Origin of the sequence: Photobacterium sp. GB-72, from assembly GCF_003026095.1 — a bacterium.
Taxonomy (GTDB): Bacteria; Pseudomonadota; Gammaproteobacteria; order Enterobacterales; family Vibrionaceae; genus Photobacterium.
This window is the reverse complement of sequence record NZ_PYNV01000011.1, coordinates 1-18856: the sequence shown is the minus strand read 5'-3', so window position 1 is coordinate 18856 and position 18856 is coordinate 1. Positions and strand designations below refer to the sequence as shown.

At 38.0% G+C, this 18856-nt stretch carries 9 protein-coding genes and 1 pseudogene; 3 read left to right on the top strand and 7 right to left on the bottom strand.

Going from position 1 to position 18856, the window contains the following annotated elements; genetic code table 11:
* Window positions 1-19 precede the first annotated feature (19 nt).
* Genes betA through betI form a run of 3 tightly spaced genes read right to left on the bottom strand, consistent with a single transcriptional unit; the run spans window position 20 to window position 3812 of the window.
* Window positions 20-1720, bottom strand: coding sequence for a choline dehydrogenase (gene betA / locus C9J40_RS13050; RefSeq protein ID WP_107247146.1), 1701 nt, complete (start codon window positions 1718-1720; stop codon window positions 20-22).
* Between the two features lie 18 nt (window positions 1721-1738).
* On the bottom strand, window positions 1739-3199 hold the full coding sequence (betB, locus tag C9J40_RS13045) for a betaine-aldehyde dehydrogenase (protein WP_107247145.1): 1461 nt from the start codon (window positions 3197-3199) through the stop codon (window positions 1739-1741).
* 16 nt (window positions 3200-3215) lie between these two features.
* Window positions 3216-3812: a transcriptional regulator BetI gene (betI, locus tag C9J40_RS13040; protein ID WP_107208501.1), complete on the bottom strand. Its 597-nt coding sequence runs from the start codon at window positions 3810-3812 to the stop codon at window positions 3216-3218.
* Between the two features lie 365 nt (window positions 3813-4177).
* On the opposite strand from betI, the gene C9J40_RS13035 reads away from it, so the two are divergent.
* A complete protein-coding gene (locus C9J40_RS13035; protein ID WP_107247143.1) occupies window positions 4178-6205 on the top strand; it encodes a hybrid sensor histidine kinase/response regulator in 2028 nt (675 codons plus the stop codon).
* A 68-nt stretch (window positions 6206-6273) separates the two neighbouring features.
* Here the strand turns inward: C9J40_RS13035 and cqsA are convergent.
* Window positions 6274-7444 (bottom strand): annotated as a pseudogene (gene cqsA / locus C9J40_RS13030) (alpha-hydroxyketone-type quorum-sensing autoinducer synthase).
* Window positions 7445-7654: 210 nt separating this feature from the next.
* Between cqsA and C9J40_RS13025 the strand changes: the two are divergent.
* Complete coding sequence (locus tag C9J40_RS13025) at window positions 7655-8305, top strand: HAD family phosphatase (RefSeq protein WP_107247140.1); 651 nt, start codon at window positions 7655-7657, stop codon at window positions 8303-8305.
* 68 nt (window positions 8306-8373) lie between these two features.
* Here C9J40_RS13025 and C9J40_RS13020 read toward each other — a convergent pair whose 3' ends face one another.
* Window positions 8374-9363, bottom strand: a complete 990-nt coding sequence (locus C9J40_RS13020; RefSeq protein ID WP_107247138.1) for a glutathione S-transferase family protein — start codon at window positions 9361-9363, stop codon at window positions 8374-8376.
* Window positions 9364-9625: 262 nt separating this feature from the next.
* Between C9J40_RS13020 and C9J40_RS13015 the strand changes: the two genes are divergently transcribed.
* Window positions 9626-10369, top strand: a complete 744-nt coding sequence (locus tag C9J40_RS13015) for a sporulation protein (RefSeq protein WP_107247137.1) — start codon at window positions 9626-9628, stop codon at window positions 10367-10369.
* A gap of 159 nt (window positions 10370-10528) precedes the next feature.
* Here the strand turns inward: C9J40_RS13015 and C9J40_RS13010 are convergent, their stop codons facing one another.
* Entirely contained in the window at window positions 10529-11104 is a 576-nt protein-coding gene (locus tag C9J40_RS13010) for an NAD(P)H-dependent oxidoreductase (RefSeq protein ID WP_107247135.1), read from the bottom strand.
* Window positions 11105-11428: 324 nt separating this feature from the next.
* Window positions 11429-18466 carry a glycosyl hydrolase family 18 protein gene (locus C9J40_RS22160; RefSeq protein WP_199188094.1) on the bottom strand — a complete coding sequence of 2346 codons (7038 nt, stop codon included), beginning with the start codon at window positions 18464-18466 and terminating at the stop codon, window positions 11429-11431.
* Window positions 18467-18856: the final 390 nt, after the last annotated feature.

Genomic DNA, 18856 nt, shown 5'->3' with positions numbered 1-18856 from the left:
GTACGTATCTCCCACGTACTTATTGTGAATTGTTTCGTTGGGTCGTTTCCCAATTAGGGGCAATCCATACAGGTACATTGCCTGCAGGAAGCGGGGTTCTCTGTAAAATAAAATCAGCGGCTCGCTCAGCAACCATGATTGTTGGCGCATTAAGGTTACCGTTCGGAATCGTCGGGAATATGGAAGAATCAACAACACGTAAGTTTTCAATACCGCGAACACGACACTGTGAATCTAAAACCGCCATCACATCGTTATCATCGCCCATTTTACAGGTACAAGATGGATGATAAGCGCTCTCTACATTTTCTTTTACCCACTGATCAATAGCCTGATCAGATGTGACATCTGCTCCCGGTTGAATTTCATCACCACGGTATTGATCCAATGCTGATTGCGCCATAATTTCACGGGTTAAACGAATACAATCGCGCCAATCCTGCTTATCTTGCTCGGTAGAGATGTAATTAAATTCAATTTTAGGTTTCGCGTGTGGATCATTAGAAACAACTTCTACCGACCCTCTGCTTTGTGGCTTATTAGGCCCCACATGCACTTGGAAGCCATGACCATCAAATGCAGCACGGCCATCGTAACGCATCGCTGCAGGTAGGAAGTGATATTGAATATTTGGCCACTTTAACCCTTTACGTGAGCGAATAAAGGCACAAGATTCAAAGTGGTTAGTCGCACCTAAACCTGTACGAGTTAGTAGCCATTGCGCGCCAATTTTACCTTTGCTGACTAAATCTAATTTACTGTTTAAGGTAATGGCTTCATTACAGTGGTATTGGAAGTAAACTTCTAAGTGATCTTGTAAATTAGCCCCCACCCCTGGAAGATCGTGCACAAGGTTAATCTTCGCGTTCTCTAATACTGCAGCAGGTCCAATGCCAGACAATTGTAATAACTGGACTGAACCAATGGATCCAGCACTAGATATCACTTCTTTTGTTGCAAATACTTGAGATAGCTTACCTGACTGTTCAAATTCAACGCCTACCGCTTTTTTGCCATCGAGTAAAACTTTGCGTGCCACAATGCCTTTTTTCAACGTCAGGTTTGAGCGTTTTAATGCTCGACGTAAATAAGCGTTAGATGTCGATGCACGCACACCTTTATCAACTGTCATATGCATGGCACCAAACCCTTCTTGTTGGTAACCATTGTAATCATCAGTTTCGGGATAACCGGCTTCTTTACCTGCATCAATAAAGGCTTGGTAAAGTGGATTGAGTGCCATGTCATTACCATTACAAGTCCCAACTGGACCTTTGCTACCGCGGTAAGCGTTACCACCTTTTATCCATGTTTCAGCACGACGAAAATACGGTAAACAAGCTTGGTAATTCCAGCCTGTTGCGCCTTCTTGTTCCCATTCGTCATAATCACATGCGTGCCCACGTACATACACCATGCCGTTGATAGATGAACTACCGCCTAATACTTTGCCTCGTGGACAATGTAATTTACGCCCGTCTAAGCCTTGTTCTGCTTGAGTTTCAAACTGCCATGCATATTTGTCACTGTTCATTGGGTAAGACAATGCCGTTGGCATTTGAATAAAAATACTGCGATCACTACCGCCAGCTTCTAGCAATAACACATCATATTCACCGCTTTCACTTAAACGGTCAGCTAAGACACACCCTGCCGAACCCGCGCCAACAATAATGTAGTCATAGTGTTGGGGGTTATTTTGCTGCTTATTTTGATCCATCAAAATCGACTCCATCCGTTAAGCATAAGGACTTTGGTAATCGCCCAATTCAATAAGTACACTTTTGGTTTGGGTATAATGTTGTAAGGTTTCTATTCCGTTTTCGCGTCCAATCCCTGATTGCTTATAACCACCCACAGGCATTTGCGCAGGAGAATCCCCCCATGTATTAACCCAACAGATCCCTGCTTGTAATTGATGGATAACACGGTGGGCTTTCGCTAAGTTTTGGGTAAACACACCCGCAGCTAAACCATAGTGAGTATTATTGGCGCGAGCGATAACATCGGTTTCATCGCTAAACTTAATTACCGACATCACAGGCCCAAAAATTTCATTTTGAACATGAGACATCGATTCATCACAATCAATAAAAACGGTAGGTTGAACGAAATTACCTTGTGCTAACCCATTATCAGTACATTGGTATCCGCCAGTCAGCAAGGTGGCACCACTTTGTTTAGCGGCATCAATGGCTGATAACACTTTTGATAAATGTGATGTTGAAATCAATGCGCCAATTTGAGTCTCCATATTCATAGGATCACCAACGATTAATAACTCAGTTCGACGCTTAAGTTGCTCTATAAAGGTGTCATAAATAGCCTCATGAACATAAACACGTGTGCCATGTGTACATACTTCACCTTGGGTATAGAAGTTAGCCACCATTGCCGCAGAAACAGCATGATCGACATTAGCGTCATCAAAAATGATCATTGGCGATTTGCCACCTAATTCCATCGTGACCGACTTTAAGGTTTGAGCACTATCAGCCATTACCGCTTTACCTGTGCCGGTTTCACCTGTAAATGACACTTTAGCGATCTCAGGGTGTGCCGTTAGCATCTGCCCTACTCGGTAATCACCTTGTACAACGTTAAATACGCCATCAGGTAGACCTGCTTCAGTAAAAATCTCAGCAAGTTTTAGAACCGAAAGCGGTGTTTCTTCTGATGGCTTGAAAATCATGGCATTACCGGCTGCAAGCGCAGGCGCTGATTTCCACATCGCAATTTGGATCGGATAATTCCACGCACCAATACCTGCACAAATGCCCAATGGTTCTCGACGCGTATAAAAGAACTGATTTTCACTTAAAGGTTGCTGCTCACCTTGAAGCCCAGGTGCTAACCCGGCAAAGTACTCAATAACATCCGCACCCGTTTCTATATCAACCGCTATCGCTTCTTGTAACGGTTTACCAGTATCTGTGACTTCCAATACCGCTAATTCATCATTGCGTTCTCGCAGTAACGCAACAGCACGTAATAAAATACGGCTACGTTCAGTTGGCGTCATAGCCGACCATGTAGCAAAGCCTTTTTTAGCAGCACTAATGGCTAACTCAAGATCCGCTTGAGAAGCTTGTCCAATGGTTGCTATCGGTTGACCATTAGCTGGATTAAACGTTGTAAATTGAATATCAGAAGATGCAGCAACATAGTTACCATCGATATATAGTGATTTCATATCCATTTGAAACTCTTAGAATTTATAATTTTGAATAAAAAGACAATTGCTTTTCTAAATAATCATTAATGATCATGCGTGCATTACTCGCATCAATACCTCTAGGGTTTAATGTCCCGCGCAACCAAATACCATCAATTAATGAAGCGATACCATGGGCAACTAATTCAGCTTGAGAAGATGGTAATAACCCTTTAAGTTCAATCTTTAAATGTGATAGCAAACGTTTTTCATTAACTTGCTGTAGGCGACCCAACTGTGCGTCATGCATAGCGTAAGACCAAAATGCTAACCATGTTTTCGCTACTTTATTTTCAGCTTGATAACCATCAAAATTGCTCATGATAATGGCATTAATTCGAGCTTGATGATCATTGCGGGGGATTTGGCTTAATGATGTTGTAACACTCATTGACAAACGACGTAAAATTTCACGCATGGTCTCTTCTAATAAACCATGCTTACCACCAAAATAGTGATTGATAATACCCGTTGACACCCCTGCCTCTTTACTGATCAAAGAGATACTTGCTGCATGTAAGCCAACTCGTTCAATCACTGCCATCGTGGCATTTACAAGCTGTGGTTTACGAATATCAGGCATTCCAACCTTTGGCATAATGCTCCCATTTATTTTTATTGAACGATCAATTAAGTATAAATGTGACATATTTTTTACATTAAATCAAAATAAAACCAAAATCACAGTTTAAAAAACCATCAAAACAAAGAAAATCGCTAGATTATCAACACAATATCGAATGTAACAAAATATTAACAGCGAGTGTATAAATTAAAAAGTGATACATACTAGTCGAATAACCGAGACATATTACGAGCAATTATTAAACGTTAAGAAATGATATGTAACGAGAGAAATGAAATATTAGTAAGGTGAGCTCTATAGCATAAACTCAATTTGTTTTTTTTATTTAGTTATTTTGGTTTATAGTATTCAAGCTAATAACTAGAAGTTCATAGACAATGAGTATAAAAAATAGAATTAATAATGTTTACCGTTACTTTGAGCCTAATTTAATCATTATAGGCTATCTTGGTAGCATTGGTTTTCCACTATACTTCTTTGTTTGGCATTATCTTTTTCCTCAACCTTATGAGAACTTTTTACTCAGGTTATTTTGTGGCAGTTTGTTTATCCCATTCATTTTAAAAGATCATCTTCCTTATTGGTTTTTACGTTATAAGGCGATTCATTTCATTGCTACAATCACCATAGGACTGCCTTTCTTTTTCAGCTTTATGCTGATTATGAATGATTGGTCTATCCCTTGGGTCATGTCTTTCATGGCTGCACTATTTCTATCAATATTATTGATTTACGATGCTTATATTATCAGCGTAATCTCCATTATTGGTATATCATTAGGCGTATTATTTTCTTATGGCTTCCATCCGATAAACAGTGATAATTTTCATTGGGGCTATATTGCAGTTATTAGTTTTTCATATGTGACAGGTATTGCTTCACATTATAGAAATCACATTCATTACGAAGATCAATTACTTTTTGCTCGTAGCTTTAGTGCCGGTATTGCCCATGAGATGAGAAACCCTTTTAGTTCTCTTTACTCTTCCATGGAACTCATGCTTGATATTCTTCGCCAAAAAAATGATAACCAAAAAGATAATGCTAATGAGCTAAAATCTATCATTAGAAGTAATATGACTGTTATTAATAATAGTAATGAAACAATTAACTTACTATTAAGCTCTATTAATGAACACGCTATTTCAAAAAATACATTTCAAGAATATTCTATTGTTAATATTATTAAAAGCTCTGTAGAAAGCTATGGCTATCAATCTTCACAAGATAGAAGTTTAGTTTCAGTTAATTTCAATAAAGACACAAATTATTTTGGTAGTGATATTTTATTTCGTTATGTCATTTTCAATCTTATGAAAAATGCATTTTATTACAAAGAAAAGAATAATTTCAGTATTGATATTAATATCGATATTAATAAAAACAATAATATTATAAAAATAAGAGACACAGGTATTGGTATTCCAAAGAATAATCTTGATGCTATTTTTGATGATTTCTTTACACATGGTAAAAAAAATAGCTCAGGTTTAGGTTTGCCTTTTTGTAAAAAAGTGATCACAGCATTTGGTGGGGTAATCAGCTGTCAATCCAAGTTAGGTGAATGGACTGAGTTCACTATACTTTTACCTAAAATCGATTCAAAATCAGTCAATAAGCTAAAGTATGAGTTAATGTCTAAAAAACGCCTATTATACATAGGTGATAACAACAGTGATGTTTTTGAACTTCAGAAAAACTCCTTTTCTCATGGCTACAATTTTAACACGATTAGCCCATTTAAATTAATTGACATGTCTCTTGATCAAGTAGATATGATTATTGTTAATCTGGATAGTTACACTGAACATGATTATTACTTCTCTAAGTTACAAGATAAACTCGCATTATTAACAACGAAAGTCTTGTATTTATACCGTGAACCTAAAGCAATAAATTTAATATTAAATGAAAAAATTAACTACAAACTAATCAATGCTAGTAAAATTGAGAATGATTTCACTGATCATATCTGTCGATTCTTTTTTATTCACTTTAATAATCCAAAAAGTACACCACGCTCTACAACAGAGACAAAAAGTATTCTACTTGTAGACGATAATATGTCATTACGCATGTATACAGGAATACTCCTGCAACGCAGTGGCTTTCATGTTATTCATGCCGAGAATGGTATTAATGCACTAAAAAGTCTTGAGCTAAGTCAAGTAGATCTTATTATGATAGATTTAGAAATGCCTTTAATGGGAGGCTTAGAAGCAACAAAACAAATTCGTTCAAATAAAAGATATGAATCACATAAAAATACCCCCATTATTTGTTTCTCAGCCTCACTTGATGAAAAACAACAGCAAGAGCTTAGCAAAGTCGGTATGAATGGATTTATTTTCAAACCTGCAACTAAAGAGCAAATATTTTCCAGTATTGAGCGCTTTATTAACTAGAATACACTTACCCACTATCGTTTACGTAAACGTAAACGTAAAGCAATAATGGGTAAGAATTTATTCTATTACTTTAACGATAGCTCCTCTCGCATCTCTCGACACACAGTAAGTAACGTCGATATTTGTTCGTCACTCACATCACTATTTAAAGAAAAGCGGATCACATTTTTATTTTTAGGGGTCGCTGGTGAGCAGAACACAGAACCAAATACATCTCGAGATTCTAAATAATCACGGATCACTTCTGTATCTTCATCATTACCACTTTCAAGTGCAATAATTTGTGACTGGCTCTTAATCTTATAACCAAGATTAACTAAACCACTACGTAATTTCTCAGACTGAATAAACAGCTGGCTACGCTTATCGTCTGCATCTTTAATGACATCCAATGTCGCTTTTAAGATTTCTAGCTCATGATTTAACAGTGCTGAACTGAAAATGGCAGGATATGCCGTAAATGGGAACGATTTCGCTACATCTTTACTGCATAAAATCGCTCCTGCTCGGTAAGCGAAGGCTTTTGCTAAACTCGCCGTTAAGAAATCAACTTGATCGGTTAAGCCTAATTCAGCGACTAATCCTGAACCATTTTTACCGTGTGTGCCCAGCGAGTGAGATTCATCTACCAATAAGGCGCAACCATAACGATTAGCTATTTCAACTAAATCATGCAATGGTGCAACTGTACCGATTGTACTGTACACCGAATCAACCATGATTAACCCAGGACCTTCACGTTTAATTTGCTTTTCAAGATGACGCATATTGTTATGCAGAAATGTTTGAATATTTCCCTCTGCACGTTTTGCTCCATCCCATAACGACATATGAGCAAAGAAATCGATATAGATCGGTGTACCTTTAGGGATCAGAGTTTGAATTAATCCGACATTTGCCGCCCAGCCCGACTGGGACAGCACACATTTTTCAAAACCTGTTAACGCAGCTAATTGTTCTTCAAATGTATCGCCACTTTCAGCTTGATGCTGGAAGACCGCAGACATCACTACTTCATGTTTATGATCTGTGATGGCTTTTAAGTGCTTCTGACGAATATATTCATGCCCTGTGATGGCGAGATAATCATTACTTTGTAATGTAATTGAAGTATCGGAGGGAATTTTACCTAATACTAAGTGCTTTTTATTTTTTCGGGAGTAAATATCTGCCTCTAGATGGGCATCAATTTTTTTTTATAAAGTTTGGAAGTGATTTTACGTTAATATTTTTCATTTTTATTACTCTTACTTTTGTTAATAGGAGTAACAATATTAACAATAATACTTCCCTCATTCTAAATAATAATATTATTAATCATTTTTTTCATAAAAAATTAACATTAATCTCACTAACTAATTTGTTTAAATTTACAAATACTCATATTTAAATAACTGCATTTTATCTGTAAAATATCACTTCTTTATTTATAAATTAGTTAATAATATGACATACAACGCTGCTATTTTCGACATGGATGGTTTATTACTCGATACAGAGCGTGTCTGTATGGATATATTTAAACAAACCTGTCAGGACTTTAACCTTCCCTACCTTGAACAGACCTACTTAAATATCATTGGACGCAATGAGGCTGGCGTTGAAGATCTATTACGAGTCAGTTATGGCGAAACCATGGACTACCCTGTATTTCGCAAGCAATGGAAACAGGCTTACTTAAACATTGTTGAAAATGAAGCTATTCCTGTAAAAGATGGTGTTATTGATCTACTTAATTGGTTACAAACACAGAATATACCTATGGTTGTAGCAACCTCCACCAATCGGCAATTAGCATTAAAAAAATTAGCCATGGCTGGTTTAAGTGGCTATTTTTCAGCGGTGACAGCTGGTGATGAAGTGACAAATGGCAAACCTGATCCTGAGATTTACTTGCTTGCAGCAAAGCGTTTAAACGTGACCCCTAGTATGTGTATTGCTTTTGAAGATTCAAATAATGGTGTTAAAGCTGCAGTTTCAGCTGGTATGCAAACATTTCAGGTAATTGATTTAGTGCAGCCCAGTGATGAAGTTGAAGCATTAGGCCATGGGATATATACATCAATGAATGAAGTACTTGCAAAACTTAAGCAGTAACTCATCATTGATATAGACATGGGCAATCACCATCCAGCTGTGATGCCCTTTTCTTATATTGACTATACCTATAACTCAGCACCCAATTTTTCACGACAATGTGGCTCAGAAAAGTCTAATACAGGCCCATTAGGAATAATACGCGTAGGGTTAATGGTTTCATGGCTGCCATAGTAATGGGCTTTGATATAATCAATATTAACCGTGTCAGCAATACCGGGGGCTTGGTATAAATCGCGTAAATATCCCCAAATGTTTGGGTAATCAACTAACCGTTTAAGATTACATTTAAAGTGTCCAACGTATACTGCATCAAATCGCACTAACGTGGTAAATAAACGCCAATCTGCTTCTGTTATTTTATCACCAAGTAAGTATCGATTTTCCGTTAACCGCGCTTCAATCGCATCTAACGCATTAAACAGTGTCACAACGGCTTCATCATAAGCTTCTTGAGTAGTTGCAAACCCAGCGCGGTATACTCCATTGTTTATGTTCACATATACAAAATCATTTAAAGTATCAATTTCTGTTTGTAGTGCCTCTGGGTAAAAATCAAGGCTATTTGCGCCAACGTTATCAAAGGCGCTATTAAACATACGAATAATTTCTGCTGATTCATTGGTTACTATGGTTTGATTTTGTTTATCCCATAGCACAGGTACCGTAACTCGCCCTGTATAGTGAGGATCCGCATGGGTGTAAATCTGATGCATAAACTCTGCATTAATGATGGGATCGGCAACAACACCGTCACCCAATGCGAAATTCCATCCGCCCTCGCCCATGAAAGCATTAACTACTGACATTGAAATCAAGGGCTCTAACCCTTTTAATTTACGATAAATGATAGCTCTATGCGCCCAAGGGCAAGCAAGGGAAACGTATAAGTGATAACGATGAGGTTCAGCTTTAAAACCCGCTTCCCCAGAAGGCCCCGCTTGACCATCTTTCGTTACCCAATGACGAAAGCTTGAAGCTTTACGTTCAAACTTGCCTCCTGTCGATTTAGTGTCGTACCAATCAGTGTGCCATTTCCCATCCACTAATAATCCCATACTTCCTCTCATCAATGTTCATTCTTATTAATCAACCTAATACATAAACGCCTATTTTCAAACTTTAACGATTCACTGAGCGTGATTGATCAATCTAATTGGCGTCCTGCTCTATTTCTTTACAAAACATTGAGGTATATAACAATAATAAATAGTTAAAATAATTACTTACGTCTTTATCGCATCTTGAAGTTACATCGCTGGGTATTGTTGTGATAATTTGCTCACATCGCGCATTTAAAAATACATACAAAGGCAGATTATGTTTAAAAAATTAAAAGCCTCATTAGGTATTGGCTCTGCAAAAGTAGACACTATTTTGCATAATCCTTCACTTTATCAGGGAGAGATATTAGTAGGAAATGTGCATATTAAAGGTGGAGATGTAGAACAAGTCATTGATGCTATTTCATTAAAGCTTTGTACTGAAATGAAAGTAGAACTAGAAAATGGCCACAGCTATCAAACCTTTGTATTAGGAACGATAAAAATTAATCAACCTTTTACGATTCATGCCAGTGAGGAGCAATCGCTGCCTTTTGAATTTAAACTGCATGATGAAACACCTATCACCCAACTTAACACTCAAAATAACCAATCGAAAGTATGGTTAGAAACAACGTTAGATATTGATTTCGCTATTGATCCTTCTGATCGTGATTTTATCGAGGTAAAACCTCTCCCAGCTATCGCTAGTGTCATTGCGAGCATTGAGAATGCAGGCTTTCATTTAATCAAAGCTGATGTGGAAAAAGGCTTTCTACAAGGCGGACACTTTGCTTCACAATCGGGCTGTTATCAAGAAATCGAATTTCGTAATAGCGGATTTTTTAACAGCAAAGAAATTGAATTATCTTTTATTTTAGATGGCGCTGTCATTCACTGTCTTGCTGAAATTGATCGTTCTATGTCTACCCGAGGCGATCAATACACCTCTTTCAGTATTAGTCGAAATGCATCAGCCTCCGACATTAGTTATCAATTAGATACGCTGTTAAGAATGTAGATTAAGTATAATGTAGGCAGTACAAACTGCCTCGTTATCAAAGGGGATGTTTACGAAGTTGAGGTTATCTTTAACGTCAGCGACTCATTAAAATATTTAATTGAAAGTTAGATCCCCTTTTAATACTCTTTATCACTAAAAGTTATTAAAATTAGTGCATTACGCTACTTTTTTAGCTAGCTTAGCTACCCGCTGATTCCATTTCGATTTTTTATCTTCAGTCGCATTAATTATTGGGCCAATATAGGTTTTAGATACTTTTTCAAAGCCACTAAAACCTAAAATAGTACGCTTCATTTGCTTGTAAATAGGATCGCCATAAATCCAACGATAATAAAATGGAGGTGAGTCCATCGTAACTATCAGCTCAGCTGTTCTCCCTTTTAATAATCGCTGTGGTGTTAAGCTTTTAGCTTCAAATTTAAACGCAAAATTGGGAAGAAATGTTCTATCAATCAACCCTTTTAATTTTGCAGGCATCCCTCCCCACCACAGAGGAAAAATAAATACCACGTGGTCTGCCCATAGAAGTGATGATTGGAAATGCTGTAGATCAGGCTCTAGCGGCTGTACTGCTTCATAGCCACTTACTAAATTGATATCAAAATCCATCATACTTAAATTTAACAGCCTGACATCATTCTTCTCGCTAGCTGTGATATAGCTCTGCGCTAGTTCATGACAATAACTCTTAGCCTTTGGATTTCCATTAATAACGAATACGTTCTTACACATAGATGCCTCTCCCTTTTTAAGCTCAGCTTACACCTTGCCCTATAGGGAAGAGTCAATTAGTTTCTAAACATTTTTCCTCTGAAATTCATCGTATCGAGAAAGATAAAGTGAACTCAATGTACGAAATGTAAAATAGTTTTTGAAAACATATAAATAGCCAGTCTCTCTGCTAAAGAGCTTAGACTAGGTTAATAAATTAATTAATGATAAAGGTATAGTTAACTCTCCACCTAAACAAATAACTTAATATTAAAAGTTATAGATGGAGAATTACGTTAGTTTGTTAAATATAAGTTTCAATAAAAATATAGTTTTTATACTTTATTATTTCGGGTCAAGGCCAAGTGCTTTAAGTACTTTAATAAAGTTATCACGACGACCTTCTATTTCGTCTACTTCACCAGTTTCACAATGATCGGAAGGACATCCTCTATTTACAATGCCAGATACAGCATCAATAAAGTTATTTCCAACAAGGCCATCATCTACATATTTTTTCAACTCATCGTAATAATTCCAACTTTCATATGGGCCACCCGGATTGCTATAGGCTTGAACGGATGTCATCCAGAAAAATAAACCAGCTATCCATTTTAATTCTGGATATTCTTCAGTTGTACATATTAGTTGAGGATTAGAGCAAAGGTCCAACTTGGCATATATTGGATCACTAGGAGGCGCAATAACTACAATATCGCCATCGATAGTAGTACCAAATGTACTTGGGTCAACATGGCTTCTACCTAAAAAGTGATTTAAGGTACCAAAATTTCTTCGACCAGTTGTTTGAATTACACCTCTTCCCCACCAAGCGCACCCCTCAACAGATGTCTCAGAACTGCCATCCCATACGAATTTACCATCTTTCTGGCCTACATATACATTGCATGAATCACGCTCCCATGCTTGTTTGGTATGATCGATTTCAACTGGTGGTGAGTCACACCAAGAATTTGACAAATCCCATCGACCAACAGAGCCATTTACTAATAAGCCTGCAGCCTCGAGAACAGAATCAGGTGCGGCAAATATAGGACTAGGTGCGCCATACCACTTAGCGTGAGTCGTTGCTGTAACTTCTATTTTAGGTGTTCGTGGACAAGAATAAGGATGATCAAGATTCGTATTTTTATCAACACCGTAGTCAGCATATTTTTGTCCTAACTGACCACATGATGCACTCATGGGATAATCAACAGGAGCACCGTATTTTATTTGAGCCCAATTATTTTCATCACAAGCATCATATTGTATGGTTTCTTGCATAGATTGTGCTAAAAATGCAGCAATTGCTACTTTGGCATATTGAATATTTTTCTCATCTATTGCATCAATATCAGTAAGCCAAAATTTAGTACCAGAGACACCAATGTTATGCATTGTATGAAGAGCAGTTAAAAAGTCATCCCATTTGTATACATTTGAAGGCTCCCAACCGTTATTCGGCGTCTCGTAAAGAAGAACTTGATTGTTCATTTTCGTTGTAACGCTTATTAATTCGTCATTTAACGAAGTAATATTTGTTAATGTGCTATCCGAAATTGACATACCACCTCCCGAATTGTAGAGAGGCAATTTATTTTGTAAGTAAGATTCTATTTTATTCTGCAAAGCCATATCTACAGTATCAAACTGAATCGAAAATATATTATGGTATGCTGCGTGTCGAAGCTTTCTATCTGCTGAAGTCAAACCTAAAAAGTAATTACCAGCTTGGTTACTTGGTATCGAAGCTAGCATAGCAGGGACATTCAGAGTATCTGTGACTTGTTTAATAAATCGAAGAGCATTATCCCACTGGTCGTTATCTAATGCTGGAGTCATTGATGATTTACTAAATGCAACAAAATGAGCAGAGTACTCACCACTATAAAGTTCGTAATCTGTAAGCAAATTAACTACCGGTAATGAAGCCATGTTCCAAACTGAACGATAACCACCAGAGTGTTGATCATAGGCAAAATCACCAATTATCACCTGCCACCCAATATTTGCATCAGGAAGTAATTGACTAATTAGTAAATTATGTGCTTTAAGTAAACCTTTGACATCATCTGATAATGAATTTAGTAATGAGCTATCTAAAGGAATATTATTTACTGCAATAGCGTTAGTCAGAGCTAAATTTACAGGAATATTATCTAATGTTGAAAGTTCGTCCTGATAATTCATATCAAACATATCACTGGAAAGCAAAATAGTAATATTGCTTTCTTCATTAAGTAATAATTGTTCAGCCAAAGATTTAAAATGATCGGTTAAGTGATTACTATCTGTAAGTTGGTTTAAAACTGGTAATTCGAATCTAACAGTACTTGGTATATTTTCTGAAAGATTTAAATTTGGTGCCGATATAGAAAGATAATTTGGCCAATGTCGCATGTTAAGATCAATAGGATCTTTGGGGTTTGGCATTTTTAGAGAAGTATGTGACGAGGGCTCTACGCCGTCACATCGTAAATGTAATGTCCATGATTCATCACTACCTGGTATTGTGTTTGTCCACCATGATGCTTTGTAAGCAATATCATCATAAACTACGATATCTCCACCATCAGCATGATCATTTGCAGGCCAGTTCGGGTAAATATTGAAAGATTGACACAGTGCATTTGTAGGAGTGTTCAAATCATTATCATCACTTACGTCTCCATTGTCTATACTATCTGAATCATCAACGCCATCACCTACACCTGCAGTGTCTGTACCATCTGAATCATCAACGCCATCACCTACACCTGCAGTGTCTGTACCATCTGAATCATCAACGCCATCACCTACATCTGCAGTGTCTGTACCATCTGAATCACCAACGGCATCACCATCACCTACAGTCTCTGTATCTTTTGAGTCATCATTAACAATAGGGCTATCGCCATCCTCCAAAATAACTACATCAGGATATTTGTCCTTAACACACTTTTCGTACCCACCTATATCAAACGTTGTGTAAGCTGTTTGATAGTTAACTAATTTACATTTATATGGGCTTGACCAATCTTGCTCCCAATAAATAGGAACAGAGCCGGAACCACCGGTAACATCAGAGAATTGAGCCATATTTTTACAACCAAGCACCTCATCGGCTGGAGTTGTCACTGATAAGTAATTAGCAAATTCGTTATAATAATTTATACGATTTTGAGCTCTCGCATCTTCGTTACCAGAGCCGCATTCAAGCCCACCATTTATTATGTGAATGGTCATACCGAAACCGTTATTTAAACCTGCATCGATATCAGCTTGATTAGGTGTCCAAGAGCCATCAATGACACTCAACATTGATGGTTTAGGTGGCTGTGGATACACATAAAAAAAGATAGCGGAAGCGATATTAAGCCATGTATCAGCAACCATCTCTGGATTATTAAGCAATATAGACACATCACCGTACATCGCGTTAGAGAAAGGTCCGTAGTTATAGTTGTAACTTAATTGTTTAGCCCCACGACCAAAATAGGACTTGTAGTCACCGTTTTCAAACTTACCACACGGCCACACTCGACTGGCAAAATCGCTAGAAACATCACAATTGCCGTTGTATCCATCTCGTGAGGTTTCAGTCCATCCCATCTCTCGAACGTAGTGCAAGCCTTGTTTCCATGTATCACCATCATATTCAGAGTTTTTACCGGTTTCCTGCACAAAATGAGCAAACATAGTTGCGAGTGACTTACGACAAATAGCGTCGCTATCACGTCCATCGGTGTAGGTATCACACAATGCAGGGAACTTAGCGACAGCCTTTAAGAAGTTAGTATAAGAGTATTCAGGCGCAGCGTGAGAAAACAATTCATCCCAATTACTTTGATTAAACATGCTTTCAACACGCTTGACGTTATCAGGGTTAGTTGTATTTAGTGGGGAGACTGCCTCAACAATAGTATTATCCCGTGTTCTGAGTAGGCTTTTAGCAGCATTAATACTTTCTTTGTATGCACTTTCTGCATTCGTTTGATGTTGATTGAGCTCTGAACGATAAATAATGTGAGAATCAGGAACCACATTTTGATCTAGATCTGGTGCTGGAGTTGTATCTGTTCCAGTTCCAATGTCTACGATTATACCATCCACTACACGAACAGTTTGCCCTGGCGAAGGAAGGCTAACGGCTGCATTGAGGATAGTAGCAATGCTACTACCTGAACCACTACCAGATGAGAAATTATTGAGTCCACTATAAAGCTCTGCACACAAATTCTCTTCGTCATCTTTAAATGGAATACCGCAGGCGGAGTAGGTTATCGCACGCTCAGATGGCACATCACCATTAAGGCCAAATCCATCTTGCATTGCGGTAACAATGCGACCATCATCTTGCTCAATAGTCCAAACGAAAGCGCCCGCTAACCCCAAAACATCAGCCAACTTTGCTTTCATATAGGCGGTTCGTGGCGTGTCTATCGAAATGTAATCGCCAGTGACTTTATTGAAATATACATCAGCGTGAGCTTCAAAATCGCTATAAAGTGCAAAATCGCCACGCCCCTGTAGATCTTCACCAGCTACATTGCGCCAAAGATCGTAGCCTTCCACTACTCCACTTTCAAACGTACCTGACGATGGTGATGTAGAGGTTTTCGTCCCGCCAAGCGCACCTTGCTGATTGATGGTTAAATCAAGAGATTTAAAACCTCGACCGTAATTGGCAATCCCCATCAATAAACGATCACGCTTAAAACCGGCTTGCTCAAATAACTTGATAGCGGCATTGACACTCCACCGTGTATCATCGTCATTAGGTATTCCCCCTGTTAGTGAAGAGGACGGCATCACACTCGTTTGATGACCAATTTTATCATCCCATGCGCCGAAGTAGTCGTAATTCATCATATAAATGTAATCAAGACAGCCTTGGTCATAAATGGTTTTATAATATGCGCCGATATGATCAATATATGTTTTCGTTGCCCCTACCGCACTAGATACTTCAATGTCATCACCAAGGCCTGCCTTCACAGCACAGACCAAGTCCTTAAAATATTGACCATCATTTGATGTGAATTTACCCGAAGCACCACCATGACCAGGAAATTCCCAGTCGATATCAAAACCAGTAAAGCCATATTTATCTTGTAATTCTTTTAATGAATTAACGAAGGTTGCAATATGTACCGGATTGGCTGCCATGCGATGGAATGGCTCTGACATAGTCCAGCCACCAATACTGGCTGAGATGCTAATGTTAGGGACTCGTTTTTTAATGTAATCGAGCTGTTCAATAATCCCCTTACTAAAACCATCAACATAAGGGTTACCCTTTTGGCGAGAACTGACGCTTAAACCAAAGTCTGCCCATGGATCTAAAAAGACCACCTCAAAATCTTTTTTACCTTCCGCGGCACACTGCGCTCGAATTTTTCCAGAAAGCGAACCTTGATCACCACAAATAGCTAAAAATGCAAAAACCAGTTTGTTATAGGGAAAGGTATCATCTTTTAGTAAGCGTTCAACGTCAAAACCACGACCATATACACTCCAATCAGATAGATAACCTGCAACGACTTTACCTTTAAAATCACTCGGTGAAGTAAACGTCATATTCTTTGGAGTTTTACTTTGAGTCACACCACTGCCTTTCACCAACGCAGCAGGAATATCTGTGGGTGTATTGTCGACCACAATAGACTCGTTACCTGAATCGACAGTCTCATTATCATCAATGATAACTGCAGGGGTTATACCAACACTATTAATATTAGAAAGATCTTCTACACTGGTTGCATTTTCGTTAGCTATCAACTGACAAGGGTAATTAGTGCTATCAAGCGTTAAAGTACAGCTATCACTCGATATTGCGCCATAAGTGCCCTTACCTTGAACACTGGCACCAATTGAATTTTCAATATTAGGAGTCAAAACGCCATTCCAGCTTTTGTTGCTAACATTGATAAACGATTGTCCACCCACCGTTTGTAATCCCCCTCCGTGTGACCACATGCTAATATCATTCACATCAGCAGGCTTTAAAAACGTCAAAGTCCAAGAAGAGGTCGCCACTGGCGATATGAATTTGATCACACCATTAAACCCCGTTGACCAAGGTGAGCCAGATTTTTCTAAGGTAATGTCGATAACTGTATTTTGGTCATCGACAATTGGTTCTCGGCCAAGATTTGCCCCACTCTCGTTAACGTCATCGGTGATATCACCATCTTCAACAACTTCTTCACTATCGACACTAATCACAAAAGAACTGCCACCAACGTAAGTTGATAATGTGTCATCGTATTTGATGATGCAGCTATCATTTTCATAGCGGCAGCGGGTTAAGTCATTTACCTCCGATGCAATGCCTTTACCATTAAAACCAATGACTCGGTGTTCATCTTTTTGCAAAGGCTGGGCGTAATGAGGGATCGTAAACGTGTATTTGGTTTTATTATTATCTATTTTTTTCTCTTGAAGCTCAGCGCCCCAAGCACCGCTCATGCTCAGCTTTTCTGAAATCATCGTTATGGATTTATTTGCCACATCTAAAGGGGTGTCGGTAAGGTTTATCAATTTGATCTTACCGCTGTATCCAGCCCATGAATCACCTGGCTGGCCCCAAGAAGCATCATATGAAAAGAGTACCACCACAGGGCCGGCTTCTTTAATACTTGCTGTAAAGTCAAAATCGGCGGTTGGGCTAGTTTTCAATTCATCAAGAGCAAAGCCCGCCTGTGTTAGTTTATCTATTAATGTCTCATTAATAGTAAATTCAGTTTCAACCCCTAGCTCGATCACTTTCTCTTTGACTTTATCACTTGCAAAATCAACAGCACAATTTGAATCATTACAATCAAACGTGACTGCTTCAATTAGTTCATCATGACCACTTGATTCTACAAAGAAATCACCAAACAACAGAGAGTCAATATCAAGCGAAGAGCCTAACGCCTCTGCAACAGGATTGAGTATGGCTACAACACTACTGGCAACTTGATCGTACTCTCGCCTCATAGAAGCTAAATCTAATGCTGTTTCACTTTTAAGCAGGCTTTTTGCGATGAGATTGGTGAAAGGCGTTATCTTTACTGATTTATCAAAGTCTTGCCCAAAAATAATTGACTCGATAACAACAGTATCAGGTGATTCTAAATCTTTAACTTGTGCAAGGAACACTCTTGAACTCGTATCCGTCGACATTGGGATTGAAACTTCAAACTTACTCGACTCATCTAGCGTTATTGTTTCTAATAATTTCGGTTGAGAGCTATTAGTTGGATCGAGTTCAAACAAATCCAAAGAATGTCCTTTTAAACCAGCACCAACTGCCGCAGTACCAGAGACGGTTGCTTTACCTGATTGAGTTGCATCTGTTCCTGTATCAATAACTGAGGCGCTATTGTCATCAATTCCTGTGTCTATAACTGACACGCTATTGTTATCAGTTACTGTATCTGTAACGCTATTGTCATTATTACAAGCAGTTATAAAAAATACCAATATGAATATATTAAGAGAAATATACTGTTTCATGAGCCACTCACGTCATATTTCAGAATAAAGAAATAATATTCTTATTGATAGTATACTCACACTATTAGATGAAATGTGAAAATCTCGGAAATATAAACACATATTCGCAACATTTTTACTAAGATCTTTTGTTTTTAACAGCTCTATGAAAGTAGTGATATCTGTAGTGGTCAACAAATACTAGCCACGGTTTTAGAGGTTAACCAATATAATCGTTCTGATTCATTCGGTGTTAATCCGCCATTATATTGATGTGGTCGTAATTGGCTGTAATAACCAATAATATAT